The following is a 26487-nucleotide window of genomic DNA, read 5'->3' on the forward strand; positions in this document are numbered from 1 at the left end:
ATTTGAAAATATAGGTTAATTGGTAGAATAGATTATTAATTATAATTTAGTCCATTATAAAATAATAGCAATTCCTTGGAGTTAGATTTATCCATAATTATCATCAATTATAATACATATGATCTTGTATTTGATTGTGTTAAGTCAATACTAAAAGAAACACACGCGATTACTTTTGAAGTAATAATTGTGGACAACGCCTCCAAACAAAGAAGTATTGAACAAATTATAAATTTAGATGATAATATTCGTCTAATAAACTCAAGTGAAAACCTCGGTTTTGGAAGGGCAAACAACTTAGGAATGCTTCATGCAAAAGGGAATCATTTTTTGTTATTAAATTCTGATACAATTATTATTGATAATGGCATTGAAAAATGTTATTCCTTTTATTTAGAGGAAGTAAAGTGTGGGTTGTTAGGATGCAAAGAATTGGATATTGATTATAAGGTGGGTTTACCATCAAGTTTTTATTTGGAGAAGCATACGATTTTCAATTATTTTTTAAGAATGCCCTTATTTCAAGTTTTTAGGTTAAAATCTAAAGATGGAGAAATGAAAATGAGCGCTAAAGATTATAGGGCAAATTCAATTTCAGGAGCGTTTATGTTTTTTGGTAGAAGTATTTTTGAAGCAACAAAGGGGTTTGATCCTGATTTTTTTATGTATTATGAAGAAACAGAGTGGTGTAGAAGAATAAGAAAAGAGTTTCCAATATTTTATAACGATGAAATTGCATTCATTCATTTAAAAGGGAAAAGTGCTTCACCAGATATAATGGTTAGACAAATGCACCTTTCATCTGGCCTTTTTTGGTATAAAGAAAGCCTACTATCTTATTTTATGTTTTTGATAATTAGCTATTTTATCTATTTGCCTTTTTGGTTTTTACTTTGGGTTTTTTCCTCAAAGAAGAGTAGTAAGATTCATTATATGAAATATATAAGAATTTATCTTAGTCTTTTTAAATATTACACTTCTTCCGTCCTAAAATACTCTAATCGCTTTGGAGCTAGAGACCAAATGTTGAAATTGAGGGAGTTGTAAGCCAATTTCTTCTTTCTACTATTTGATCTATTTATGCTATCATTTAACCCAAAGGATTAAAGTTTTTACCATTTGAATAAAGACTTATCGAGTTTCTTCGAATTCTATTTTTAGGTAAACTGTAAACTGTTTAATTAGTTTACAGTTTAAAATGTTGTATTAATTGAAGAAACATTTACAAAGGTAATTTGCTTAAAAAGGCCTGTAAAAAAGGATGGCTTTTTCATATGAGTCATAATTGTATTTAAAGGATTCCCCTGTATATTTGTATTCTATCAATAACGTTGATTGTTGGTAAATCGAGCTTTTTGTTGGCTTAAAAATATTATTGGTTAATGCTACACACATTTATTCTTCATTTTCGACCCATAGAAAACTACCCACCAATTCAAAATTTACTAACAGTGCTATCCGAGCAAGGTTCAAAGTTTATATGTGTCTCCACAAATGGAGATCTAAGTCCTAAATTTAATATAAAGGATGTTAAAATTATAAGACCTGGAAGGGTCTCTAATGGTAAATTTAGGCTATGGGTAACTTACCTAAGTTTTAATATTACATCGCTTTTTTTATTGATTTATTGCAGGCCAAAATCTATTTTGTATTATGAAAGTTCATCAGCAATGCCTGTTTATATCTATAAGCGATTCTTTAATAAAAAAGTAAAAGTTCATATCCATTATCATGAATATACAAGTATTAAAGAATATGAAAAGTCAAGCTTTTACGAAAGGATCTGTCATAAAAGGGAAAAGTATTTGTACAAAACTGCAGATTGGATTTCCCATACGAATGAAACTCGGTTATCGAAGTTTTTAAAAGATGAGAATTTGATTTTAAATTCTAGGCAACATAAATTTTTACCAAATTATCCGTTATCAAATTGGGGTATTAAAAATACCGTTAGAAGAGAGAACGAACCGTTAAAGCTAATTTATGTTGGATATGCTTTGGACGAAAAAAGTAGCTTTATCTCAGAGCTAGTATTTTGGTTATCAAATAGTAGTTTGCAAGTGATTCTGGATGTATATCTAGTTAAAGAAGATAGTCTTCCGAGTAAACTTTTAGGAATACACGGTTCAGTAAAAGTTCAAATTTTTGATTCAATAGCCTATCAAAAAATACCTCAAATACTTTCAAAATATCATGTAGGTGTAATTTTATATCGTGCACCAACTGATAACTACCGATTTAATGCTCCTAATAAACTTTTTGAATATTTGCAATGTGGCTTAGATGTATGGTATCCCGATACGATGCAAGGTATTTTTGAATATGATTCATTTGTTAAGCCTAAAGTCATTCGGCTAGACATGAATAACTTAAGTAGTTTGGATGTGAGAAAATTATTGGTAAGCAAACAAGGAAAAGAAACACAATTCTCATTTGAAGAAACTTATTTGCCATTGAAAAAGAAATTATTTCAACTATGAAAATTTTATTAGTTGGTTCCAATAAATCATGGGCAATCGAAACAAACTTTAAGAAACATCTGGTTAATTATGCTGAGGTGGATGAGTTCTGTGCCCATGATATGTTTTTAGATTATTATACTCAATCAACTTTTCATAAAGTCATTTATCGATTGGGTTGGTCTGCAGTTTTAAAAACGATTAATCGAAATTTAATTTCCTATGTGGTAAATAGTCAACCAGATGTTTTGTGGATTTTTAAAGGAATGGAAATCTTTCCTTCGACCCTAGAGAAAATTAAATCATTGGGTGTGAAATTAGCAAACTACAATGCAGATGACCCATTTGAATATACATTTAAAGGGTCGGGAAACAAAAATGTAAAGAATAGCTTATCACTGTATGATCATCATTTTTCATATAGTCGTCGAATTGTTGATCGATTTCAAAATGAATTTAAGTTAGAAAGCAGTTGGCTGCCTTTTGCATATAATATTGCTAAACTGCCCAAAAATAAGATAGAATATACTGATGTAGTTTGTTTTATTGGTAATCCTGACGAAGAAAGGGCTAAGCTTATTCAATATTTGGGTCAAAACGAAATTAAAATACATCTCTATGGGGCTAATTGGCAGAAATTTATTAGAAACAAAAGAAACATAACAATTTTTAAAAGTGTGGTGAATGAAAATTTCATTGATACAGCTCAAAAATACTATTGTCAATTAAATATTTTTAGACCTCAAAATATCAATAGCCACAACATGCGAACATTCGAAATGCCTGCATTGGGTTGTGTGATGTTTGCACCTAGAAGTAAGGAACATTTATTGTTTTTTGAAGAAAATAAAGAATCATTTTTTTATTCTACAAAAGAGGAATTATTAGCTAAGTTTAATCTTTTTTTTGAGTTGAATGAAAATGAAAAGAAGTATATTTCAGGAAGAGCTTACAAGAGAAGTATTGAAGAGAAATATAGCTATGCTGATCGATCTGAAACGGTTATTCAAGTATTTAAGAAATTGATTAAATCTGAAAAATAAAAGATAGGTTTATAAAGAGTTTAGTTGTTTGTTCTTAATTCTTTGAAGTATGATTAAAATTTTTATTAAAAAATTGAAGTTTAAATTACATTAATATTTTTTTTAAATAAAAAGCATCAATTTATTTGTGAATTGGTATCATTTTCGGATCTAATAATCTTCATTTTTTACATATGTTTGTATGCTTATTGAAAATAGTTACTTGAATATTAGAGTTGTTAAAAATCAAGTAGAAATAGCAACGATTTACACGATAAATTTATGAAAGTCTTAATTTTAGCAGGAGGGTTTGGTACTCGAATCAGTGAGGAAACTTCGCTTAAACCAAAACCAATGATAGAAATTGGAGGAATGCCCATTTTATGGCACATTATGAAAACATATTCTGCCTTTGGTTTTAATGAATTTGTCATTCTTTTGGGTTATAAAGGATATGTTATTAAGGAGTATTTTTCTAATTATTTCCTGCACCAAAGTGATGTGACTATTGATTTAGCATCCAATAACATTCAAATCCACAACAATGCATCAGAGCCTTGGAAAGTGACCTTACTAGATACTGGAATAGATTCGATGACAGGAGGTCGGATAAAAAGAGCAAAAGAACACATTAATAACGAGCCCTTTTTATTGACCTATGGCGATGGTGTCGCAGATGTAAATATTGCTGAATCAATAAATTTTCACAAGCAGCATGGGAAATTGATCACGATGACTGCTGTGCAACCTGCGGGTCGTTTTGGAGCTTTAGATATTGCAGATTCAAATCGAGTTTCTAGTTTTGTTGAAAAACCGCCTGGTGAAGGCAATTGGATCAATGGGGGCTATTTTGTTTGTCAACCAGAAGTCTTGGATTACATTGACGGGGATGATACCGTTTTTGAAAAACAGCCATTGGAGAAATTAGCCACTACTGGTGAACTGTATAGTTATAAGCACAAAGGTTTTTGGCAATGTATGGATACGTTAAGGGATAAAAATCATTTAAACACTTTATGGGGCACAAAAGCACCCTGGAAAATCTGGTAACCATGTTTAATAATTATTATAAGAATAAGAAAGTATTAATTACAGGGAATACTGGTTTTAAAGGATCTTGGCTAAGTATCTGGCTTGAAACACTGGGTGCTGATGTCTACGGAATATCTGATAAAGTTCCGACGGAACCCGCTCTATTTGATATCGCCAATTTAAAAGATTCCGGATCAAATGCTTTTGAAGATATACGAAATCTAGATTCACTGACGCAATTGGTAAAAAAGATAGAACCTGATGTTGTTTTTCATTTAGCAGCACAACCCATTGTCAAGTTATCTTATGACGATCCTATTGAAACTTTTAGCACGAACGTAATGGGCACGGCAAACCTGTTACAGGCTGTTAAGAGTTTAAATAATAAGTGCTCTGTTATAATGATCACCAGTGACAAATGTTATGAAAATGTAGAGTGGGAATGGGGATATCGGGAAGACGACCGGTTAGGCGGAAAAGATCCTTACAGTGCTTCAAAAGCTGCAGCTGAAATTGTCATTAAGTCTTATTTTGAATCTTTTATAAAGGATAAAAAGAAAAATATAAAAATGTGCTCCGTAAGGGCAGGAAATGTGATTGGTGGAGGTGACTGGGCCTCTAATCGACTAATTCCCGATATATACAGAGCTTGGTCGCAAAAGGAAAATGTACACATAAGAAGTCCTTATTCAACAAGACCATGGCAACATGTTCTAGAACCTTTAAGTGGTTATTTAAATCTTGCTCAAAACCTTGATAAAAATGAAGAATTAAATGGATTGTCATTTAATTTTGGACCTAATTCTAATCAGAATCAATCTGTTTTAAATGTATTGAATGAGTTAGAAAAGCATTGGGACAAAGAACATGAAGGTGAATTATTTACAATACAATCAGATGCTTCATTTCATGAGGCAGGTCTTTTAAAGTTGAATTGTGATAGAGCGCTTCAATATCTAAATTGGAAACCCAACTTAGATTTTAGCGAAACATTGGAGTTGACTTCAAAATGGTACAATGAGTTTTACAATGGAGATCATTCCAATTTAAAAACTTTTACCATAAACCAAATAGAATATTTTTGCGAAGAAGCCCAAAAGAAGAATATAGAATGGACCAAGTAACAGCAATGGAAGGAATCACTATAGCGCCATTAAAAATTATTAATGGTAGCGAAGGTAGCGTCATGCATGCATGTAAAAAAAGTGATAACGTTTTTGACAACTTTGGGGAGGCTTATTTTTCTACTGTAAATTATGGTGCAATAAAAGGGTGGAAAAAGCACCTTAAGATGACATCAAACATAGTAGTTCCATCTGGTGCAGTTAAATTTGTATTTTTTGACGATAGAGCAGATAGTAAGACAAAAGATCGTTTTTTTCAAGTGACACTGTCATTAGAAAACTACTGTCGTCTTACTATTCAACCTGGTGTTTGGATGGCATTTAAAGGGTTGTCCTCACAGAGTAATCTAATTTTAAATGTGGCAAGTATAGAGCATGATCCTTTGGAGTGTTTGGTTAGGCCCATTGAAAGCTTCTCTCCATCTTTTACAATATAGTATGTCCAAAAATATTTTAATAACAGGCGGGTTAGGTTATGTTGGAGGCAGATTAACTCAATACCTAAGTTCCATTGGGAATCAAGTATATGCTTTAAGTAGATCGAAAAGGGATGTTGGACTTAAAAATGTAACAGTACTTTCTAATGAATCTGTTATAGAAGAACATGTTTTAAGAGACATTCATATAGATGTAATCATTCATCTTGCAGCAACAAATGAAATTATATGTGGGTCAAACCCCATTTTAAGCAATGAAATAAATATTAATGGGACGTTGAAATGGCTGAAGTGGGCTGAGGCAAATCAGGTGGGGCACTTTATTTATTTTTCTACAGTGCATGTGTATGACCGTCCTTTAAAAGGGGAATATTCTGAAACCTCGAATTGCAATCCAGCTCATCCTTATTCTATCACTCACAAGGCTGCTGAAGACTATGTAAATTGGTATCACCGAGATTTTAATATTAATTGTAGTATCATTCGGTTGTCAAATTCATTTGGCTTTCCAGCTTTTAATACAGCTGATCGTTGGTCCCTTTTTGTGAATGATATCTGTAAGCAGATAGTTGCTGATAAAGAAATTGTCATTAATTCGAATAGATACCAGCAAAGAGATTTTATTTCACTTTACGATGTTTGTTCTGCTGTGGAATTAATAATTGAAAAAAAAGCATCTTTAGAAAAGAAGTCTTATCCGTGTGCGATTTATAACCTAAGTCAAGGAAGTTCGAAATCACTAATGGAAATGGCAGTAATGGTTCAATCTATTGCAGAAGAATACTTCAATGAAAAAATAAATCTACTATTTGATAAAGAAAAAGACGCTCAGGAGAAGGAGTTAGTGATATCAAATCAAAAGCTTAAAGCGCTAGGCTGGTCAAACAGTTTAGTAGAAGAAAGAGATGAGATAGTTGGTTTACTTGATTTTATAATCAAATATAACTTAAAATGAAATTATTAGCAGTTTCTACTAGTTGTTTCACCACGGCTAATAGAGAGTTTTATCGTAGATTAAATGCAGATGATTTTGAAGTGACCTTAGTAATCCCTTCTGTCTGGAATTTTGGTAAAGAAACGTTGCCTGCTGACTGTCCAGAGTCTGAAGATCCAACTATTAGATTTCTCAAACCGACAAATTTTCATCAACGACTTTATCGACTAAGAGGTCTGAAATCAACTATTCTGGAATCAAAACCTGATGTTATTTATTTCGAAGGAGATCCTGGAAGTTTAATGTGTGCTATTTTGGGAAGAATTGCAAAAAGAAATGGAATAAAATTAGCTGCTCTATCCTGTGAAAATTTATCCCAAAACCCATTAGCAGTTGTAAAAAGAGAAGGTGGTAAACAATTCATAAATAGTCTAATAAAGTATTTATTAATTCAATATTCTAAGAAGAGATTAGCTTGTTTATTTGTAATTAATTCTGCTGGGTTATCTTATTTTAAAAGCCTAGGATTTAAAAAAGTAGTCAAGACACCATTAGGCTTTAATGAGCAAGTATTCAAAATAAATATAGAAAAACGCAGGGAGATTCGAGCACGTATAGGTGTTAGCGATAACACCATAATTATTGCTTACTATGGCAGACTTGTATATGAAAAGGGAGTGCATCTGCTTGTGAAGGCCTTAGAGGATTTAGAGTTAAATAATTATAGAGTATTAATTGATAAATTTTCTAGATATGCCAATGCTTATCAAAAGGTATTGCATGAATCAATTCTCCAATCAAGTATAAATAAGTATACGATTTTCTTCGAGGCTAAACATTTAGAAATAGCGGACTATATGAACGCCTCGGATATAACAATTCTCCCATCGATTGTTACAAAAAAATGGGTAGAACAATACGGTAGGGTCGTACCTGAAGCAGTTGCCTGCGGAAACTTAATGATTGTGCCTTCTGAAGGTGCACCAAAGGAGTTTTTTGATAAGGATTATCCCTTTGTTTTTAATTCAGGAGATGTAACAGATTTAAAACTTAAAATTGCTAAGGCTGTTGAAGCGATAAATGAATCAAAATTTGATAAAGAGTATTACGCATGTAATTCATTAAAGAATTACAGCATGAAGGCTCATGTGGCTAAATTTAAGTCAGTTATTTTTTAGTTTAAGGTGTTTTCTTGTTTTGGCAAGTTTATCCTATTTACCTTAACTTTAAATTGTTGAATTATTGCAATTGGAATTAATAATTGCAACAATTTTAGTGTATTTTCTTTTTTAATTCTTAATAATTAGGTTTATAGGTTTTTTTTAATATGTTTTCAATAAAGCTTTCTCATTTATTTTATCTATTTGTTTTTAGCTATTTATTGCTTTTTTTTGACTATTACATTTGGTCAGCTATAGGCATCACGTTTTCTATTTTTATTTTTATAACTTTTCTTAGTCGATTAGGTACTGTCGTGCCAATTAGAGAGTTAATTGTTTTGATTGCTTCTCTCCAATGGATTGTGGGAGCTAAACTTTCATATTTGGCAGGCAAAGTACATTATCGATACTATATGTATGTTGATGAAGAAACCTATATGTCTTATGTCGTTCCTGCGACCTTATTGTTTGCAGTAAGTCTTTATGTTTTTAAAATAGACTTAAAGGTAGAACGTATAAAATCTCTATTCGTTTTAAATAATAAACTTCTTTCTCGGCATTCAAAGTATCTACTTTTTATTGGTATCTCGGCAACGCTCATTGCGAGTATAATTTCAATACCAGCTCTCTCTTTTTTTTTATATCTGTTAAGTTTATTTACTTACGTAGGGATTATTTATTTATTTTATCTACACCCTAAAAATAAATGGCTAATATTTTTTAGTGCAATGGGCTATTTTTTAATAACCTCAATTGCGGCAGGTATGTTCCATGATTTGCTATTAATCGGCGTCTTTTTCTCATTTTTTATTGTAGACAAAAAAGTTGGTTTGTTGAAGAAGCTTATGTTGTTTTCTCTTAGCTTTTTTTTGGCTTTTATTATACAAGCCGTAAAAGCAGACTTTAGAGAACAAGTATGGGGTTCAAATAATTCAGTTAGCCCAACAGCTGTTTTTTATGCGTTAGTAATGGAAGAGCTATTTCCGACAGAAGAAACTATTAAAACCAATAGTAAATCAAATTCAGAAGAAGAAAATTCTTATGAAGAGAATACTCGCTTAAATCAAGGCTGGATTATTAGTAAAGTCATGGAAAATATTCCTAAAAATAAAGACTTTATGGGAGGGTCTACAATTTCTGAAGCAATTGTTGCTAGCTTAATTCCTCGTTTTTTAGTTCCTGATAAAAAAGGTACTAGTAGTGCACTAGAAAATTTCAGTTTAATTTCTGGTCTAGAGCTCCAAGAAGGTACTTCTATGGGGCTATCACTAGTCGGTGAGTTTTATGCCAACTATGGGCGAACAGGAGGTATGATTGCACTATTTATTTATGGATTTTTATTGAATTGGATTATGAAACTGTTTCTAATTAATTTTGCAGGTGCATCTCCAATTGCTTCTGTCCTTCTAATCGTGCTGCTTTATCAAGTAGTAAAAGCAGAAACAGATTTTATAAAAGTAGTTAACCATTTGTTTAAGTCATTTGCTATAATTTTTTTGGTGAATTTTTTAATTTCAAACTTAAGTACCAATCTTTTTATAACTCAGGATGAAAACAAAGAGTAGTTTTTACTTCTTGATCAAAAATGTTTATAAAAGGCTTGAGTTCAATGTTTAAATTTTTTGGTCATTGTTTTTTTAATTATAATACTTTAAAAACGTTATTTTTGAAACCTGTTGATTAAAGTCTTGGTGAAAGTTAGAAGAGGCTTTGATACACTTTAATTAATAATGATGGAGTTTTATGCAAGAGGTTCTATAAAAGAAAATAACTGAATGAGCATTCGGTATATTAAAAATTCAATTCTTTGACTATAATCAAATAATAAATGCTGGCAATTATAACAGGAGTGAGTGGCCAAGATGGCGCTTACTTAGCTAAAGAATTAATAAAACAAAATATCAGAGTGATAGGACTGATTAGAAATGAACAGTCTTCATTATTGGGGTTAGATTACCTTAAAGTTAGGGAAGATGTGGGGTTAGTAATGATTGACTTGGAGGATGCGAAAAAGGTTAATGCCTTTATTTCAGAAAAGAAACCTGATTTTATTTTCAATCTTGCGGCTCAAAGTTCAGTTGCTGAATCGTTTAAAAATCCTCATTCCACTATACTTTTTAATTTACATTCTACCTTAAATCTTTTAGAAGCGATAAGAAGCCATAGCCCACATACACGTTTGTATCAAGCCACAAGTAGTGAAATGTTTGGTTCTGTTGATAGCTTACCAATTTGCGAAAACACATTATTAAACCCACAGAGTCCTTATGCAATTTCCAAGTCTTCTTGTCATCATCTGGTCAGGAATTACAGGGACTCGTATCACTTGCATGTAAGTTCAGGTATTCTTTTTAATCATGAATCAGTACTTCGCCAAGAGAAGTTCTTTATTATGAAAATCATTAAAGCGGCTTTAGATATTAAAAATGGAAAACAGGAGATATTAGAGGTTGGAAACATTGATATCAAGAGAGATTTCGGATACGCACCTTATTATGTTAAGGCAATGATAAAGATGGTGCAAATGGATAACCCTGATGATTATATTATTTGCAGTGGAAAGTCAATTAGCTTAAGAAGTGTAATTTATCATCTATTTACTTTTTTAGATATTGATCTAGACAGAATTCGTATAAATGCAAACTATTTCAGACCATCTGAAATTCAAGATATTTATGGAAATAATTCGAAAGCTAAAATTAAGCTTGGTTGGGATTATCATATGGAGTTTACATCGGTATTAGAAGAGATTTTAATTGAATATCAAAACAACTTTTACAATGGCTAAAATAACTTATTTTTTACGTAAAAGAAGAGTAGGTGCTAATTTCAGTGTTGAACAAATATTTGAAGATTTAGCATATCGGTTCGGTAAAAAATTTACAATAGTGAATTATTTTTTACCTTTTGTAAGCTCTGGACTTTTTAAGAGGATAGTAAATGTTATAGCTGCATATTTAAATCAGAGTGATGTTAATCATGTTACGGGAGATATAAATTATGTTGCTATATTACTTCAAAAGAGCAAAACGATTTCTACGATCCTTGACTTAGGTATTTTACATCGAACCTCAGGTATAAAGCGAAGAATATTGTTGAATGTTTGGTTTAAATGGCCCGTTTATCGAAGCAGATATGTTACAGTTATATCCCAAGCAACTAAGGATGACCTATTAGATAATGTAAGTTGTGACCCCGAGAAAGTTAAAGTTATTTACGTGCCTATTAGTAAGTCATTTGTGCGTTCGGATCAACCTTTCAATAATGAGTGTCCATGTATACTACAAATAGGAGGTGCTCCAAATAAAAATTTAAAAGGGCTTATTTCTGCAGTTGAGGGAATTAATTGTAAACTTCTTATAATTGGGAAGATTTCAGAAGAAAACTTGACACTTTTAAAGAAAGGAAATATCAGTTATGAAAATAAGGTTGCTATTCCTTTTTCAGAAATTATAGCATCTTATATTGCTGCAGATTTGTTATTTTTTGCCTCAACTTTTGAAGGATTTGGTATGCCAATTTTGGAAGCTCAAGCGGTAGGAAGACCTGTTATTACTTCTAATATTTTATCGATGCCTGAGGTTGGCGGTAAAGCTGCTATTTATGTTGATCCATATAATACTGTTGAAATAAGAAAAGCTATTTCTGAAGTTATACATAATGAAAGCCTAAGGAATGAAATGGTTTTAGGAGGGTTTGAAAATGTTAAGCGATTTGATGCAGATCAAATTGCCAGTCAATATGAAGAACTTTATCATCAAATATTACGTTAGTTTTTTATTTTCTAATTACTTGAAATCAGTAATATTTTTTGATAAGCAAGTTCTTTTTACAATTCCTTAGAAAGGGTTGTACATTATTCAATAACACAAGAATGAATCCGTTTATAAATCTTCGTAAATCAATTTAATTATGAGTTTTGTAACTTTATTCATTCGAAAAAGATTGAAATATTCTTTCATTAGCATAGAAAATGTATTCGATGTTCTATTGCCATTTTTAAATGGGAAAAAAGTGGAGTTACCCCATGAGAGTGTTGGACTGCTTCCTAGATTGAAAAACCTTTTTTTTATGGCCAATTTCAAGACCTCCATCAAACACATTACTGGGCATGATCATTATTTGTTATGGTGGCCATTTAAAAAGACCATATTGACCATTCATGATATAGAAGCATTGAAGCGTAAAAAAGGGGTGAGGCGATGGATCTTTAAAAAATTATGGTTCGATATTCCAATTCACAACGCTGCTGTTGTGACCACCATTTCTGAATTTACTAAAAGTGAGTTGCTTTCTATAGGGCAGTATGCTGCTGATATACAAGTGGTGCCTAATCCGCTAACCTTGCCACTGAGCCTTACCCCAAAAGAATTTAATGCTGCTTGTCCACGCATTTTAACCATAGGTACAAAAGCGAATAAAAATCTTCCTCGAATGATTGAAGCAATGGAAGCCATTAATTGTGAATTAATAATTATCGGTCAGCCTACTGAAGCGCTAATCGATATACTGAGCAAACATTATATTAAGTATGAATTTAAATTTGGCCTAAGTAATGAGGATGTGATGACAGAATATAAAGCCTGTGATTTGGTTTCTTTTATCTCTACCTATGAAGGATTTGGATTGCCCATTATAGAAGCTCAGGCGGTTGGCCGCCCTGTAATTTCAAGCGCTATTTCGTCTATGCCGGAGGTAGCAGGCGAGGGAGCCTTATTAGTTGATCCGTATAATATTGAAGCTATTCGTTACGGTCTAATGCAATTGATAAATGATGAAGAGTTGAGGAGTGAACTAGTGAGGAAAGGGTTGCAAAATGTAAAACGATTTCAACCTCAATTAATAGCGGTTCAATACCAAGCTATCTATGATGGTTTAAATGAGGGTAAATCTTCTTAATTAACCAAAAATTGAAGTAACTTTACTTCCAAATTTTATTTGTAAATAAATTAGATTTTGTACTCCATTTCTACCTATAATTATCAAACTTTCAATTCTAATACCGCTGTAAAGATAAATAACTGTCAAGTTTTTTTTGAAGGATCGATATCCAATTTATCTACCCTTCAAAATATATTGGGTTCGGATGAGGAAATAATAAAAATTATTGAATTAGCTTACAGCAAGTGGGGAGAAGAGTTCGTTAATCAAATAGAAGGTAGTTTTTGTGTTATTCTATTTGATGAAGAGAAAAGAATGCTCTTGATGTATAGAGATCGGTTCGGGATAGTCCCCTGTTATTTCCATAAAACCGACCATCTTTTTGCTTGCTCAACACAAGTGAAACCCTTACTAACCTTACCCAACTTTAAGCCAGAATTAGACCGAGTAGGCCTCGGTGATTATTTATCTTATGGGTATGTTCATGCACCAAAAACATTGGTAAGCGGTGTGAGTCAGTTGTTGCCTGGTCATTACCTCAAATTAACAGACGATGAAGTGAGTCTTCATGCTTATTGGTCGGCAACCGATACCTTTGATTACACCATAGATGGTAGAACTGAAGAGCAACATGAGTTCCATATTAATCGAATTCAGGACGAAATAAAGACGTCAATTCTGATTTTGGAGGAGGAGTTGTCTAAACTACAAACACCTGACGACGTTTTGAGTCTTGTTGGGTTGATTGACCATCCTACACCTTATTCCATTCGATATCTTTTGGGGAGAAATCAGCCTATTGAGCAACATCAAGCTATTGGCAGTTCTATTGGTCATGCCGTTCTTTGGGGAGAAGGTCCAATCTTTCAAGTCTTAGAGTCATTTCAATCGCATCGATGGTTGTTGAGTTATCCAAAAAGCCTGAGACGTTTTGTAAGTAAATGGCTTAAAATTCCTTATAAAAAGGAGCTAAAAGAGACTTATCAGCAGTTGATTCAACAAGACTATTATGACTTAGACTATTTATATCCTGCCTATAAACGTTTATACCCGATAGCGCCTTTACAGCAGAGTTTGAGCGTAAGTTTTGAAGATATACCGAAAGAAATAGCTAAATCTACTGTTGTATATCAAACTGCAGGGTTTGCTTTTCCATATTTATCCAAAGTTGGTTTATTGGAAATGCAGACGCAGTTAACGAATGCACAATTACTGGCGCTTTACCAAGTGACAAAAAATAGAACGCAAGCGGTAGAATTTCCTTTTTTGTCACCTAAACTACAGCGTTACTTATTGCATTTGCCAGATGAACACAAAGTGTTTTTGCGGCAAAAATTAAAATCAACCATTAAAGACATTGATAATCCTCATCTATTATTGATTGCATTAAGTGAAGAAACTCAATCTGAACTTTTGAGTCGATTTCAGAATCGATCATTTGTGAATGGACAATTTAAAGTTGATATTGGGAGGAGATTTGACCGGTTAACAGTCGTAAAAAGGAAGCAGTTGTTGGAATCAATTTTGTTATTGGAGCTATGGTTAACAGAAAATAAAATAGATGAGTAAGAAGCCAAAAGTAATCGTCTTTATTGATTGGTTCTATCCGGCTCATAAAGCAGGTGGCCCTATTCGTTCAGTTTACAATACAGTGATGGCTTTGAGTCAAGAAGTAGACTTTTATATAGTGACCTCAGCATACGATATAGGAGAAGTTAAGCCCCTAGATGGTATTCAAACTGGAATATGGCTTCAAAAAGAAAATTATTCCATCATTTACCTGGAAAAAGAAACACAAACCAGAAAGACATATAAATCCCTGTTAAAGGAAATTGAGCCAGAGACTATTTATTTAAATAGTTTGTTCTCTGTGGGATTTACATTAAAACCGATATTGGCGAATACAAATAAAATAAGAACGGTTTTAGCTCCAAGAGGAATGTTAAAGAAAGAAGCTTTAGCCATAAAGCCCTTAAAGAAAAGAGTCTTTTTATCTTTAATGCGTTCAACCCGATTAATGAATTCGATCACTTGGCATGCCTCCTCTGATATAGAAGCAGATGAGGTGTATCTTCATTTTGGATCTAAGTCAGAAGTTCTTGTTGCTCAGAATATGGCAGTTTCGATGCTTGAACGTCCTGTATCAACCATATCAAAGGTGACTGGTGTATTGCGATTAGTTTTTATTTCAAGAATTAATGCGATTAAGAATTTAGATTTCTTATTAGAAGTATTAAGTGAAATCAAGAATCCAAAGATCTCATTGGATATTTTTGGACCAATAGAGGAGGAAGATTATTGGCAACGCTGTACAAAAGTGATCCAAAAAAAAGAATTGAATGTAAGCTATAAAGGGATTTTAGGTCAATATGAAAAAGAAAAGGTGCTGTGGAATTATGACTACCTGGTTTTGCCTACAAAAGGAGAGAATTACGGACATGTAATAGTAGAATCCATATTGGCATCATTGCCAGTCGTTATTAGTCAGGAAACTCCATGGGTTAATTTAGAAATGGAAAAAGTAGGATTTGATTTGCCACTAACGCTTCATTCATTTGTGGATTGCTTTCTTCGACTATTGAATCAAGATTTAGAGAGCTACACTGATTATGTAAATGGAGCTAGAGCCTATTCCAATAGTAACATTGTTAATTCAAAAGTACTCTCAGACAATAAAAAATTATTCTTAAACGATTAGAATTGATAATTTAGCCTTCAAATAAAAAAAGATGACTTATATATTAGGACTGAATGCATACCACGGTGATTCTTCTGCTTGTATTTTAAAGGATGGGATCGTAATTGCAGCAACAGAAGAGGAGCGATTCAGAAGAATTAAACATTGGGCGGGCTTTCCAACTCAAGCCATTGAATTTTGTCTTAAAGAGGCCGGAATAAGTATTCGAGATGTCGACTTTATTACTATTTCTCGTGATCCATCTGCAAATATTCACAAGAAAATAATTCACAGTGTAAAGAATTTGGTAAGTGTGAAAGCGCTGAAAGATCGATTGGCTAATTCTAAAAAAGTAGGAAGTGTAAAGTCTGAGTTAAGCGCTTTTTTTAATGTTTCTGAGGATGCTATTAAAGCTGAGGTGGTGAATGTAGAGCATCACCGAAGTCATTTGGCAAGTGCCTTTTTTGCTTCCCCATTTGAAGAGTCCGCGATCTTATCTATTGATGGATTCGGAGATTTTACTTCAACCATGATAGCAACTGGAAAAGGAACTAAAATTGACGTAATTGATAAAGTGATTTATCCCCATTCTGCTGGTATATTCTATACCTCATTGACGCAGTATTTGGGTTTCTCTCATTATGGTGATGAATATAAGGTGATGGGGTTAGCTCCATACGGTGAGCCAAAGTATACCGAAGAACTGAAGAAAGTGATTCGATTTACACCGGACGGATTGTTTGAGTTGGATACAAAGTATTTCAAACATGCTAAAGAAGGAGTGAGTATGAGTTGGGAAGGCGGAGATCCAAAAATCGAATCCATTTACTCAGAAGAATTAGTTAAATTGTTAGGTCCTGCCAGAATGAATGGTGATGAGCTCACACAGAAACATAAGGATATTGCAACCTCAGTTCAGAGAGTTACTGAAGAGTTGATTTTTCATATTTTAAATCATTTACAAAAGCGTACTGGCCTAAAGAACGTTTGTATTGCAGGTGGTGTTGCACAAAACTCTGTTGCAAATGGTAAGATTTTAGAGCGAACAAGCTTTGAAAAAGTTTATATTCCTTCAGCAGGTCATGATGCAGGAACCGCTATGGGGTCTGCACTTTGGCTGTTTAATCACATCCAAGGGAATGATCGATTGCCTGCAGTTTATGATGCATATACAGGGTATAGAGCAACAAATGAAGAAGTAGAGTCTTGCTTGAAAAGCAATAATGTGGAATACAAAAAGTATAGTGATGAAGAGTTACTTGAAGTTGTAGCACAATCTCTAGTCGACGGAGCGGTAGTGGGATGGTATCAAGGTAGAGCAGAGTTTGGACCAAGAGCATTGGGGCATCGTTCGATACTTGTAGATCCTACTCGAACAGATGCAAAGGAACTGTTGAACTCTAAAATTAAACGTAGAGAAAGTTTTCGACCCTTCGCACCTTCCATTCTAGAAGAGTATGTTAGCGAGTATTTTGAAAAAGTAGATAAAGTCCCATTTATGGAGAAAGTGTATCCAATTAAACTTGAAAAGCATAAAGTTATACCTGCTGTAACACATGTAGACGGAACAGGTAGATTACAAACTGTGGGTAAAGGAGATCGATACTACGATTTAATAAGTAAGTTCATGGAAAAGTCAGGGGTTCCTATTTTATTGAATACATCATTCAATGAGAATGAACCAATAGTGAATACTCCACAGGAAGCATTAGACTGTTATTTAAGAACTGAAATGGATGTGTTAGTTTTAGAGAATTATGTTGTCAAAAGAAACTAAAGATATAGTATTATTTTTTGTGATACTCCTCGGTATTGTCATTGGAGTTTTATTAATGGGTTCATTTTCAAATCAAACTGATTTTGGTGATGCCGCTTTAGGAAATGGCACTGTGTCTTATTTTGCCAAGGATAAAGATGGAAATTCAATACATTATTTACCCAAAGAGGATGCGGATAGCTTTATCAATGGTATTAAAAAGTACACTAGTTTTAAAACGGTTTTATTCCTAGGTAATTCTCAGTCGCATAGCATTAATCAAATGGAGCATGGAGATAATACCATGTCAGGTTTTTTATTTGAAGAGTTGCTAAATGATAGTATACTTTTTTTGTCTGCTAGTATTCCAAATGCCAACTTGCAAGAGCATTATTTATTGTATGAATTTTTTAGACAAAAATTAAAAAATATTGATTTACTAATCCTTCCTGTTTTTTTTGACGACTTTAGAGAGGATGGAATTAGGGATGCTTATTTTGGAGGATTTGCAAATGGTCAATTCTCTGTAAGCCAGTCGGGCGAGGTGTCGAATACTGTTAATCAATTTTTAGAAAAGAATTTTAGTTTAGGAAATGATACCATCTTTCCAATCAATGAAAATAAACCTAATATTTCTGAAGGAGATTTTAAGGCTTTAAATGAAACAACTCAAGACGCTGTTGAAAAAGAATTAAATAGTGTTTTATTTGAAAATTTTAATTTTTGGAGAAATAGAGAAGAAATTAGAGGTGACTTTTTTACTAAATTATATTTAGGAAGAAATACTGTATTCAATATATCTGCTCAAACTACACGGAATATGATTCCTGCAAGATATGAAAGGAATTTTAACGCCTTGAAAACAATACTTGAGAACTCAGAAGCAGACTCCATTAAAGTGTTATTGGTTATACCACCTTTAAGAACTGATATTAAATATCCATATAACAAGGACGAATATTTTGAATTTAAGAATAGCTTGAAAAGTTTAAATTCAAGTAATGTTACAAGCGTCGATTTAGAAGGAATTGTTGAATCCAAATTCTGGGGTTACGCTGCTCCAACACAACTATTCAAAACAAAAGATTATGATTTTATGCACTTTCAGGCAGAAGGGCATAGAGTATTAGCAGATAGTATTAAGCCATACGTTTTCAAATTATTAAGATGATTTTTAACTCAGTAACTTATCTTTTCTTTTTGTTTTTGGTGGTATTGCTATATTGGGTATTGCCTTCAAAGCCAAGACAGATATTGCTCTTTTTGTCAAGTATCGTTTTTTATGGATTTTGGAGATATGAGTATACACTACTAATACTATTTTCTGCATTAAATGATTATGTTTTGTCAATTATGATTGATAACACAGAGGATAAGCGTCGGCGTAAATTGTTGCTGATTTGTAGTTTGGTTGTTAATCTAGGGATACTAGTATATTTTAAGTATTTACTATTTTTCGCTGAAAACGCTGTATCCTTACTCAATTTGTTTGGGTTGAATATTGAAAATCCCACCTTCTCGATTATTTTACCATTAGGGATTTCATTTTATACATTTCAAACAATATCCTATACAGTGGACGTTTATCGTGGTTTTTTAAAACCATATAAGAACTTCTTCCTATATGGAAGTTACGTAACATTTTTTCCTCAGCTGGTTGCAGGTCCGATATTAAGAGCTCAAGAAGTTATTGGTCAATTGGAACATAGGACTTCATTTAAAATAAAGTTTTTAAATGAAGGGATTTTAAGAATCTTAATGGGGATATTCTTGAAGGTTGTTATTACTGATAACATAGCTCCAATGGTAGAAGAAATCTATTCAATAAATGTAATGGGTTTATCAGCTTTGGATGTTTGGGCTAAAGCCTTTCTGTTTGGATTTCAAATATACTTTGATTTCTCTGCATATTCACATATAGCCATTGGCTCAGCTATGTTAATGGGTATAAGTTTTCCCGAAAATTTTAATTATCCGTATATGGCTGTTTCGTTTAAAGCCTTCTGGAAACGGTGGCATATTTCTTTGTCAAGCTGGATAAGAGATTATTTGTATTTGCCATTAGTTGGCGTGAAAGTCATGGATAAAAGTACAGGAGGTATAGGAATAGTGAAGCCTAAGTCTTCTGATGCGACAAGAGCATTGTTATTAACTTGGGGCATTATGGGGCTTTGGCATGGTGCAAGTTGGGCATTTGTTTTTTGGGGAGTTTATCATGCGGTTTTGATTTTAGTGGAAAGGAGAGTGAGTAAATACTTCACATTTATATCAGATAGAATAAGGTTAATAATTGGATGGATGGTTGTATTTCCTCTTGCAATGCTCGGTTGGTTGCCGTTTCGAGATAACTCTATGTCTAACGTGTTAATAATGTTTCGAAAGGTTTTCTTTTTTGAGGGCGGATTTTCACGATCTTTTAGTGAGAATGTATACTTAATCACGTTTCTTTTAACTTTGCTAGTATTTGTATCTTTTATATTTCACGATTACTTTCTTAAATATATCAAGAATAAGTTTGTGCTTTATGCATTAATTATTTTTCTTTCAATTGTTTTGATGACTACATTAGATTTAACATTTTTGAGACCAATTAGTCAATTTATATATTTTCAGTTTTAAATGAAAATTTCCATCATCACAGTTTGTTACAATAGTGCAGCTACAATCAAGGATTGCATTCAATCAGTAGTGAATCAATCTCACGCCGATTTGGAATACATCGTAATAGATGGGCAGTCAACAGACGTTACATTAGATATTGTTCATTCCTTTGGAAACAAAATACATTGTGTAGTCTCTGAAAAGGATAACGGAATGTATGATGCCATTAATAAGGGGATTAAAATGGCTACGGGAGAGGTGATTGGGATATTAAATTCCGACGATTTATACATCGACGAACACGTCATTTCTGAAGTGGTGGAGAAAATGAAATCATCCAATGCAGATGCACTGTACGCTGATTTGAATTATGTAGATCAATTAGATACCGATAAGGTGGTACGCTATTGGAAGTCTGGAGCGTATAAATCCAACTCCTTTGTTTCAGGATGGATGCCGCCACACCCTACTTTTTTCATCAAAAAGGAATTTTATAACCACTTTGGGAGTTTTAGTTTAGATCTGGTCTCAGCTGCCGATTATGAATTGATGTTGCGCATGGTGCTTAAAAATAAAGCGAAGTTGGTTTACCTGCCTAGAGTAATCGTACACATGAGAGTAGGAGGAATGAGTAATGCTAGCCTGTCTAATCGATTGAGAGCAAATAAAGAAGATCGAAAAGCATGGGAAATGAATGGACTACAGCCTAAGTCCTATACTTTGTTATTTAAGCCGCTAAGGAAAATTGTGCAGTTTATAAAGCGATAAAATTCTGTAAAGCGTTATTTTAAAGGGCATCTCGATACTAATCTTTAAGGACATCGAGTGCTATTAGTGCCTCTCGATATTATTTCGTTTGAAAACGGAATCATACCTCGACTCAGCTCTGCAACCACTCGAGGTACTAATAGTGTATCGAGATGCGCTTCAAGATTCATTCGATGACCCTTTAAAATGAAATAGAGAACTATAATCAAAGGACTTCGAGCGGTTGTTGAGTATTTTGGAGGATTGATCCCAACAAGTGCCCTTCGATACAATTTTTAGTACCTCTCGATACTATTTCGTTTGCAACGAAATCACTCGAGGCACTAAAAACCATTCAGGGTTCTTCTTGGGAAAGTATCAGCTTGCCTTCCGAAATGAAATGAAGGTAGGAGAAGCGCCTTGATTATTACCGAGAAGCGCTTTTTGAAAAAACCTTCTTTGCATGCTGACTTATAAGGTTAACATCACCATCCATTAAAGCTTCTTTTTTCTTCCGACTCCATTTTTGAACTTGCTTTTCACGATTGAATGCATAATCAATTCGATTAAATTCTTCGTAGTAGATTAATTCAACAGGACGATGTTTTTTTGTAAAATTCGCTCCTTCTCCTGCATTATGTTGCTGAACTCTGTCCTCTAGATATTTTGTGCTTCCTGTATAGTAAGCATTGTTTGAGCATAGCAGTATATACATATAGCCTTTCATGATGATGAAATTACTAAAAAGATAGATTAAGAATGATTGGTTTAATCGAATTGTTAGCTCATCTCGATACAATTGCACCTAACGGCACAATCACTCGATGTCCTAACCTAACAATTCGATACAATTGCGCATAACGACACAATTTAAGAAGTGCCCTTCGATACAATTTTTAGTGCCTCTCGATACTATTTCGTTTGCAACGAAATCACTCGAGGTACTAAAAACCACTTAGGGTACTTCTTGGGATAGTATCAGCTTGCCTTCCGAAATGAAATCAAGGAAGGAGAAGCCCTTAAAATAGTATGGAAAATGAAATGGAGAACTCAAATCAAAGGTCATCGAGTGGCGCCGTTAGGCGGTGTATCGAGATGCCCTTTGAAAAAAAAGCCCCTGAAATAATCCAGAGGCTATAATTTTATAGTGAAAATCTATTCTTAGAATTTCGTGCGTTTTCTTCTTTTGTTAATGATGCTGTTGTATCGTTTTTTGTAGAATGAACTCTTTCCTCTAAATGCATAAGAAAAGGAAATTTGACCGACCATATAGCCATCATTACTATCAGGGTTTCCTCTAATTGATCCTTGATCATAGAATCCTGAAGCAGGAAAGTTTGCATCTCCTTCAATGGCTCGTCTTTCTTGCGTTCTATTGGCTAACAATTGAGATTCTATAAAGGGTAAATCACTTGAAGCGGCATATCTAGTACTCACGTCATCTAAATAATCGGTGAAAGTAGCCCGATAGCCCAATTCCATTCCAATTCTGAAATTTCGTTGGAAGGTGAAATAAAAACCTGCTCCAAATGGCAATGCAAAACTTACTGTTTCATATTCTTTAGATTGACCTTCAGTCCTAAGTTGTCTTAAATTGTAGGTGGAACCCTTGTATTCTGCAGTTGGATTAAAATAAAATGCACTAAATCCACCAAAGATATAGGCCTTGAAATCATTCCGATAGCGTCCTGTTCTGTTTAAATCTCCAATGGTCCAGAAGTAATACTCAACAGTAGTTGCCAATTCGATCACATCAGTTTGAAAGCTTAAGTTTCTAGCCCGCTTAGTGGGCTCATTTGTTAAACTGTCTGCTCCTGATAATCGAATATAATTCAAGGCTAATTTTCCCGCGAAACGATTGTGAAAGCGATATCTAGCGAAACCACCTGCTGCAAATCGAGTTGCTTCAATGTTTGCATCTAAAAATGAATTTTGAGGATCACCATTCGGTCCACCAAGTTCACCCACAAAATTGGATGCACCTAATGTAACTCCTACATCCAGGTTATATTGCGCGTTTACGCAAATGCTTGATACAACAAGCCCTATGAAAATACATATTTTTCTCATGTTACAAATGTAAAAAAAATCTTTAACTGTTAACGAAATTTAAATAAAATACTTAAGGTAACCATTAGTGATTGTTTAATTTAGCCCGCATTTAAAGCGTTACAGAATGAAAAATAAGTTGATTGACTTATTCCAAATAGAATTTCCCATCATACAGGGTGGGATGGTTTGGAACAGTGGATGGAAATTAGCCAGTGCTGTAAGCGAATTTGGAGGATTGGGATTAATCGGAGCAGGTTCTATGAAACCTGATTTACTGAAGGAACATATTCAGAAAACGAAGAAGGCGACTCAAAAGCCGTTTGGGGTGAATGTCCCTATCTTTTCGCCATATGCAGAAGAGCAAATAGAATGCATCATTAATGAAGGCGTTCAAATTGTTTTTACTTCTGCAGGAAGCCCTGGTAAATATACAACATTGTTAAAGTCGCATGGGATTACTGTGGTACACGTAGTTTCAAGCGCCACTTTCGCACTAAAAGCAGTCAATGTCGGAGTAGATGCAATAGTAGCTGAAGGTTTTGAAGCAGGTGGACATAATGGGAGAGAGGAAACGACCACATTATGTTTGATTCCAGCTGTGAAACAAGTGATTGATGTTCCATTGATCGCTGCTGGTGGGATTGCGACTGGTGCTGCCATGCATGCAGTAATGGCGTTAGGTGCTGATGGGGTGCAAATGGGTAGTCGCTTTGCAGCTTCAACTGAGGCGTCATCACATGAGAATTATAAAAAACTGATAGTATTAGCCAAAGAAGGTGCTACGCAGCTTCGATTAAAGCAATTGGCGCCTGTTCGATTATTGAAAGGTGACTTTTTCGATGCGGTAGTGAAGTTGGAAGAGTCGGGAGCCTCTATTGATAAATTACAAGAATTGTTAGGGAAAGGCCGAGCGAAAAAGGGTATGTTTGAAGGAGATTTAAAAGAAGGAGAATTGGAAATTGGTCAAGTGGCTAGTTTGATAAATGATGTCCTTCCTGTTAAACAGATTATGGACAATTTACTGCAAGAATATTATGCTTCTATTCAAGAAGTATCACTGGAAAAATATAAATTTTAATGATTCAATACGAAAAGTTTACGCTGGACAATGGACTAAAGGTGATTGTCCACCGAGATGAAACCACACCAATAGTCGCATTTAATTTACTGTATGATGTTGGATCTAGGGATGAAGATGAATCTAGAACTGGATTTGCCCACTTATTTGAGCATTTAATGTTTGGAGGTTCGGTGAATATTCCCAACTACGATTCCCCCTTACAGGAGGTAGGTGGAGAAAACAATGCGTTTACTTCCAATGACATCACCAATTATTACATCACGTTGCCCAAAGCCAATTTAGAAACTGCTTTTTGGTTGGAATCTGATCGGATGTTGAGCCTAGCTTTTACAGAAAAAAGTTTGGAAGTGCAGCGAAGTGTCGTAATCGAAGAGTTTAAACAACGGTATTTGAATCAGCCTTATGGCGACGTATGGTTGTTACTTCGACCATTGGCCTATACCAATCACCCTTATAAATGGGCAACTATCGGCAAGGAGATTAAGCACATTGAAGAGGCGACTATGGAGGATGTGAAAGCTTTTTTCTTTACACATTATCGTCCCAATAACGCAGTGCTTTCTGTTGCAGGTGATGTTACCAAAGATCAAATTGAAAAGTTAGCTAAGAAATGGTTTGGCGATATTCAAGAAGGAAAAGAAGCGCCTCGAAATTTGCCAAAAGAGCCAAAGCAATTACAAGCACGAAGCTTGACCGTTGAAAGAGATGTGCCATCTGATGCGATATATATGGCTTTTCACAGTTGCAATCGGTTGGATCCAAATTATTATGCCATCGACTTGGCTTCTGACATATTGTCTAGAGGGGACTCTTCTCGTTTATTTGAGTCGTTAATAAAGGAACAGGGTTTGTGTTCCAATGTCAATGCATACATCACAGGCGATATGGATGAAGGGCTGTTTGTGGTTACTGCTACCGCTAATGATGGCGTTTCATTGGAACAATTGGAGGCGGCTATTTTAAAGCAAATAGAATTGTTGAATTCAGAAGGAATCACTGAATTGGAATTGCAAAAAGTAAAAAATAAAGTGGAATCTGCTCATGCTTTTGGGAATACATCGGTGTTAAACAAAGCCATGGCTCTGGCTATTGCCGAATTAATTGAGGATGCTTCATTGGTCAATAGTGAAATGGAACTGTATCTATCGGTAACAGCAGCGCAAATCCAGGCGTATTGCAAACAGATATTGATTCCAACCAATTGCTCCACATTGTACTATAAATCGACAAACAAATAATGTTAGATAGAAAATTACCGCCTAAGTTTAATACCATTGAAGAAGTTAACGTGATTCAAGCTCAAGAATTAATCTTGTCGAATGGAATCACTGTTGGTTATATCAATGCAGGCACCGAGAAAGTGATCAAGATAGAAGTGGTGATGGATGCTGGTTTAACTGAAGCCAAGCATCCCGTTATTGCTTTTGCTGCAGCAGATTTATTGGATAAAGGAACCACATCCATGTCTGCCAACCAAATTGCGACTGCTTTTGATACGTTGGGAGCATACATCAATACTGAAGTAAGTTACGATAAGACGAGTTTGTCGGTGTTTTGCTTGAGCCGAAATGTTGGTAAGGTGTTAGAGTTGCTATTGATGGTGTTGTTAGAGGCTTCTTTTCCAAAAAAGGAATTGGACAATTATTTGAACAATCAACGACAAAAAATGAAGGTGAACTTGGAGCGAGTGAGCTATTTGGCAAAAAAGCGCTTTCCGGAATTGATTTTTGGAAAAGATCATCCCTACGCGAGGACGGTTGAGCTCTCCGATTATGATGCAATTGCATTGGAAGATATTATTTCCTTTTATTCTTCTAAATTATTGTCGAAAGGAATGCGAATTCAAGCATCTGGGGATGTGAATGAGGCAGTGTTGAATCAAATTGCAAAAGCTTTTGAGTCCATTCAGTTGGCCGACAGTGAGGGTGTTGCTTTTGAGCATCAACCTAATGTTTTGGCAAGTAAGCAACAAATTAAAAAGCCAAATGCTGTTCAGTCTGCCATTCGAATTGGAAAGGAAATGTTCAACAGAACGCATCCTGATTATGTGAAGATGCAAATGGTGTCCACTATTTTGGGAGGATATTTTGGTTCTCGATTAATGGCTAATATTCGAGAAGATAAAGGGTATACCTACGGAATTGGATCGGCCATTGTTCCATTGAAAAATACCGGTTACTTCTTTCTAACTACTGAGGTTGGAAATGAAGTGAAAGATGCTGCATTGATTGAGATTTATAAAGAAATTAAATTATTGCAAGACGAATTGATTTCGGATCAAGAGTTGAAATTGGTGAAAAATTATGTGTTGGGAAGTTTTCTAAAAAGTGTGGATGGGCCTTTTGCGCAAATGGATAAATATCAATTGGTGAAAGAGAATGAGTTGGATTACAGTTATTTTGATCACTACCTTCAATCCGTAAAAGAATTGACCAAAGAAGAAGTAAGAGAGTTGGCGAATAAGCACCTTCGAATAGATTCATTGAGTGAGTTGGTGGTGGGGTAATTTATTAATTCTTGGTAA

23 protein-coding genes are annotated in these 26487 nt (G+C 34.1%); 21 read left to right on the forward strand and 2 right to left on the reverse strand.

Features of this window, described 5'->3' with window-relative positions; all coding sequences use genetic code 11:
• Positions 1-75 precede the first annotated feature (75 nt).
• The 18 genes from ACTB0X_RS05770 (at position 76) to ACTB0X_RS05855 (ending at position 20851) form a co-directional block, all read left to right on the forward strand.
• Positions 76-1047 carry a glycosyltransferase family 2 protein gene (locus tag ACTB0X_RS05770; protein ID WP_463024037.1) on the forward strand — a complete coding sequence of 324 codons (972 nt, stop codon included), beginning with the start codon at positions 76-78 and terminating at the stop codon, positions 1045-1047.
• 335 nt (positions 1048-1382) lie between these two features.
• Complete coding sequence (locus ACTB0X_RS05775; protein ID WP_463024038.1) at positions 1383-2480, forward strand: glycosyltransferase family protein; 1098 nt, start codon at positions 1383-1385, stop codon at positions 2478-2480.
• On the forward strand, positions 2477-3502 hold the full coding sequence (locus ACTB0X_RS05780) for a glycosyltransferase family protein (protein ID WP_463024039.1): 1026 nt from the start codon (positions 2477-2479) through the stop codon (positions 3500-3502). The genes ACTB0X_RS05775 and ACTB0X_RS05780 overlap by 4 nt, the downstream gene beginning before the upstream one ends.
• Positions 3503-3763: 261 nt before the next feature.
• Entirely contained in the window at positions 3764-4531 is a 768-nt protein-coding gene (gene rfbF / locus ACTB0X_RS05785; protein WP_463024040.1) for a glucose-1-phosphate cytidylyltransferase, read from the forward strand.
• A 2-nt stretch (positions 4532-4533) separates the two neighbouring features.
• The gene (gene rfbG / locus ACTB0X_RS05790; RefSeq protein WP_463024041.1) at positions 4534-5637 is read left to right on the forward strand and encodes a CDP-glucose 4,6-dehydratase; all 1104 of its coding nucleotides are present in this window, start codon (positions 4534-4536) and stop codon (positions 5635-5637) included.
• On the forward strand, positions 5625-6074 hold the full coding sequence (locus ACTB0X_RS05795; RefSeq protein WP_463024042.1) for a hypothetical protein: 450 nt from the start codon (positions 5625-5627) through the stop codon (positions 6072-6074). Before rfbG ends, ACTB0X_RS05795 begins: the two co-directional genes overlap by 13 nt.
• A 1-nt stretch (position 6075) precedes the next feature.
• A complete protein-coding gene (locus ACTB0X_RS05800) occupies positions 6076-7029 on the forward strand; it encodes an NAD-dependent epimerase/dehydratase family protein (protein WP_463024043.1) in 954 nt (317 codons plus the stop codon).
• A complete protein-coding gene (locus ACTB0X_RS05805) occupies positions 7026-8186 on the forward strand; it encodes a glycosyltransferase family 4 protein (protein WP_463024044.1) in 1161 nt (386 codons plus the stop codon). Before ACTB0X_RS05800 ends, ACTB0X_RS05805 begins: the two co-directional genes overlap by 4 nt.
• 149 nt (positions 8187-8335) lie before the next feature.
• Positions 8336-9733 carry a hypothetical protein gene (locus tag ACTB0X_RS05810; protein ID WP_463024045.1) on the forward strand — a complete coding sequence of 466 codons (1398 nt, stop codon included), beginning with the start codon at positions 8336-8338 and terminating at the stop codon, positions 9731-9733.
• Positions 9734-9996: 263 nt separating this feature from the next.
• Positions 9997-10956, forward strand: a complete 960-nt coding sequence (locus tag ACTB0X_RS05815; RefSeq protein WP_463024046.1) for a GDP-mannose 4,6-dehydratase — start codon at positions 9997-9999, stop codon at positions 10954-10956.
• Positions 10949-11941 carry a glycosyltransferase family 4 protein gene (locus ACTB0X_RS05820; protein ID WP_463024047.1) on the forward strand — a complete coding sequence of 331 codons (993 nt, stop codon included), beginning with the start codon at positions 10949-10951 and terminating at the stop codon, positions 11939-11941. The genes ACTB0X_RS05815 and ACTB0X_RS05820 overlap by 8 nt, the downstream gene beginning before the upstream one ends.
• A 139-nt stretch (positions 11942-12080) precedes the next feature.
• Positions 12081-13067, forward strand: coding sequence for a glycosyltransferase family 4 protein (locus tag ACTB0X_RS05825; RefSeq protein ID WP_463024048.1), 987 nt, complete (start codon positions 12081-12083; stop codon positions 13065-13067).
• A gap of 57 nt (positions 13068-13124) precedes the next feature.
• The gene (locus tag ACTB0X_RS05830) at positions 13125-14618 is read left to right on the forward strand and encodes a class II glutamine amidotransferase domain-containing protein (RefSeq protein ID WP_463024049.1); all 1494 of its coding nucleotides are present in this window, start codon (positions 13125-13127) and stop codon (positions 14616-14618) included.
• Positions 14611-15747 (forward strand): glycosyltransferase, encoded by a 1137-nt coding sequence (locus tag ACTB0X_RS05835; protein WP_463024050.1) that lies wholly within the window; start codon positions 14611-14613, stop codon positions 15745-15747. The genes ACTB0X_RS05830 and ACTB0X_RS05835 overlap by 8 nt, the downstream gene beginning before the upstream one ends.
• A gap of 31 nt (positions 15748-15778) precedes the next feature.
• Entirely contained in the window at positions 15779-17503 is a 1725-nt protein-coding gene (locus ACTB0X_RS05840) for a carbamoyltransferase family protein (protein ID WP_463024051.1), read from the forward strand.
• On the forward strand, positions 17484-18653 hold the full coding sequence (locus ACTB0X_RS05845; RefSeq protein WP_463024052.1) for a hypothetical protein: 1170 nt from the start codon (positions 17484-17486) through the stop codon (positions 18651-18653). The genes ACTB0X_RS05840 and ACTB0X_RS05845 overlap by 20 nt, the downstream gene beginning before the upstream one ends.
• Entirely contained in the window at positions 18650-20101 is a 1452-nt protein-coding gene (locus tag ACTB0X_RS05850) for an MBOAT family O-acyltransferase (RefSeq protein ID WP_463024053.1), read from the forward strand. The genes ACTB0X_RS05845 and ACTB0X_RS05850 overlap by 4 nt, the downstream gene beginning before the upstream one ends.
• The gene (locus ACTB0X_RS05855; protein ID WP_463024054.1) at positions 20102-20851 is read left to right on the forward strand and encodes a glycosyltransferase family 2 protein; all 750 of its coding nucleotides are present in this window, start codon (positions 20102-20104) and stop codon (positions 20849-20851) included.
• 406 nt (positions 20852-21257) lie between these two features.
• Here the strand turns inward: ACTB0X_RS05855 and ACTB0X_RS05860 are convergent, their stop codons facing one another.
• Positions 21258-21557 (reverse strand): GIY-YIG nuclease family protein, encoded by a 300-nt coding sequence (locus ACTB0X_RS05860; protein WP_463024055.1) that lies wholly within the window; start codon positions 21555-21557, stop codon positions 21258-21260.
• A gap of 434 nt (positions 21558-21991) precedes the next feature.
• Positions 21992-22900, reverse strand: coding sequence for a DUF6089 family protein (locus ACTB0X_RS05865; RefSeq protein WP_463024056.1), 909 nt, complete (start codon positions 22898-22900; stop codon positions 21992-21994).
• Positions 22901-23006: 106 nt separating this feature from the next.
• Here ACTB0X_RS05865 and ACTB0X_RS05870 point away from each other — a divergent pair, with 106 nt between their 5' ends.
• From ACTB0X_RS05870 to ACTB0X_RS05880, 3 genes are read left to right on the forward strand one after another with little or no spacing between them, the layout of a single operon-like run.
• Entirely contained in the window at positions 23007-23960 is a 954-nt protein-coding gene (locus ACTB0X_RS05870; protein WP_463024057.1) for an NAD(P)H-dependent flavin oxidoreductase, read from the forward strand.
• Positions 23960-25201, forward strand: coding sequence for a M16 family metallopeptidase (locus ACTB0X_RS05875; RefSeq protein WP_463024058.1), 1242 nt, complete (start codon positions 23960-23962; stop codon positions 25199-25201). Before ACTB0X_RS05870 ends, ACTB0X_RS05875 begins: the two co-directional genes overlap by 1 nt.
• Complete coding sequence (locus tag ACTB0X_RS05880) at positions 25201-26469, forward strand: M16 family metallopeptidase (protein WP_463024059.1); 1269 nt, start codon at positions 25201-25203, stop codon at positions 26467-26469. Before ACTB0X_RS05875 ends, ACTB0X_RS05880 begins: the two co-directional genes overlap by 1 nt.
• Positions 26470-26487: the final 18 nt, after the last annotated feature.

This window comes from Acidiluteibacter sp. (genome assembly GCF_055129545.1).

Excerpts from the sequence above, each read along its gene's own strand:
- ACTB0X_RS05775 (WP_463024038.1), top strand. The coding sequence starts at position 1,383 with ATGCTACACACATTTATTCTTCATTTTCGACCCATAGAAAACTACCCA.
- ACTB0X_RS05820 (WP_463024047.1), top strand. The coding sequence starts at position 10,949 with ATGGCTAAAATAACTTATTTTTTACGTAAAAGAAGAGTAGGTGCTAAT.
- ACTB0X_RS05795 (WP_463024042.1), top strand. The coding sequence starts at position 5,625 with ATGGACCAAGTAACAGCAATGGAAGGAATCACTATAGCGCCATTAAAA.
- ACTB0X_RS05850 (WP_463024053.1), top strand. The coding sequence starts at position 18,650 with ATGATTTTTAACTCAGTAACTTATCTTTTCTTTTTGTTTTTGGTGGTA.
- ACTB0X_RS05870 (WP_463024057.1), top strand. The coding sequence starts at position 23,007 with ATGAAAAATAAGTTGATTGACTTATTCCAAATAGAATTTCCCATCATA.
- ACTB0X_RS05880 (WP_463024059.1), top strand. The coding sequence starts at position 25,201 with ATGTTAGATAGAAAATTACCGCCTAAGTTTAATACCATTGAAGAAGTT.
- rfbF (WP_463024040.1), top strand. The coding sequence starts at position 3,764 with ATGAAAGTCTTAATTTTAGCAGGAGGGTTTGGTACTCGAATCAGTGAG.
- ACTB0X_RS05825 (WP_463024048.1), top strand. The coding sequence starts at position 12,081 with ATGAGTTTTGTAACTTTATTCATTCGAAAAAGATTGAAATATTCTTTC.
- ACTB0X_RS05780 (WP_463024039.1), top strand. The coding sequence starts at position 2,477 with ATGAAAATTTTATTAGTTGGTTCCAATAAATCATGGGCAATCGAAACA.
- ACTB0X_RS05840 (WP_463024051.1), top strand. The coding sequence starts at position 15,779 with ATGACTTATATATTAGGACTGAATGCATACCACGGTGATTCTTCTGCT.
- ACTB0X_RS05835 (WP_463024050.1), top strand. The coding sequence starts at position 14,611 with ATGAGTAAGAAGCCAAAAGTAATCGTCTTTATTGATTGGTTCTATCCG.
- ACTB0X_RS05865 (WP_463024056.1), bottom strand. The coding sequence starts at position 22,900 with ATGAGAAAAATATGTATTTTCATAGGGCTTGTTGTATCAAGCATTTGC.
- ACTB0X_RS05815 (WP_463024046.1), top strand. The coding sequence starts at position 9,997 with ATGCTGGCAATTATAACAGGAGTGAGTGGCCAAGATGGCGCTTACTTA.
- ACTB0X_RS05810 (WP_463024045.1), top strand. The coding sequence starts at position 8,336 with ATGTTTTCAATAAAGCTTTCTCATTTATTTTATCTATTTGTTTTTAGC.
- ACTB0X_RS05805 (WP_463024044.1), top strand. The coding sequence starts at position 7,026 with ATGAAATTATTAGCAGTTTCTACTAGTTGTTTCACCACGGCTAATAGA.
- ACTB0X_RS05845 (WP_463024052.1), top strand. The coding sequence starts at position 17,484 with ATGTTGTCAAAAGAAACTAAAGATATAGTATTATTTTTTGTGATACTC.
- ACTB0X_RS05855 (WP_463024054.1), top strand. The coding sequence starts at position 20,102 with ATGAAAATTTCCATCATCACAGTTTGTTACAATAGTGCAGCTACAATC.
- rfbG (WP_463024041.1), top strand. The coding sequence starts at position 4,534 with ATGTTTAATAATTATTATAAGAATAAGAAAGTATTAATTACAGGGAAT.
- ACTB0X_RS05800 (WP_463024043.1), top strand. The coding sequence starts at position 6,076 with ATGTCCAAAAATATTTTAATAACAGGCGGGTTAGGTTATGTTGGAGGC.
- ACTB0X_RS05875 (WP_463024058.1), top strand. The coding sequence starts at position 23,960 with ATGATTCAATACGAAAAGTTTACGCTGGACAATGGACTAAAGGTGATT.
- ACTB0X_RS05860 (WP_463024055.1), bottom strand. The coding sequence starts at position 21,557 with ATGAAAGGCTATATGTATATACTGCTATGCTCAAACAATGCTTACTAT.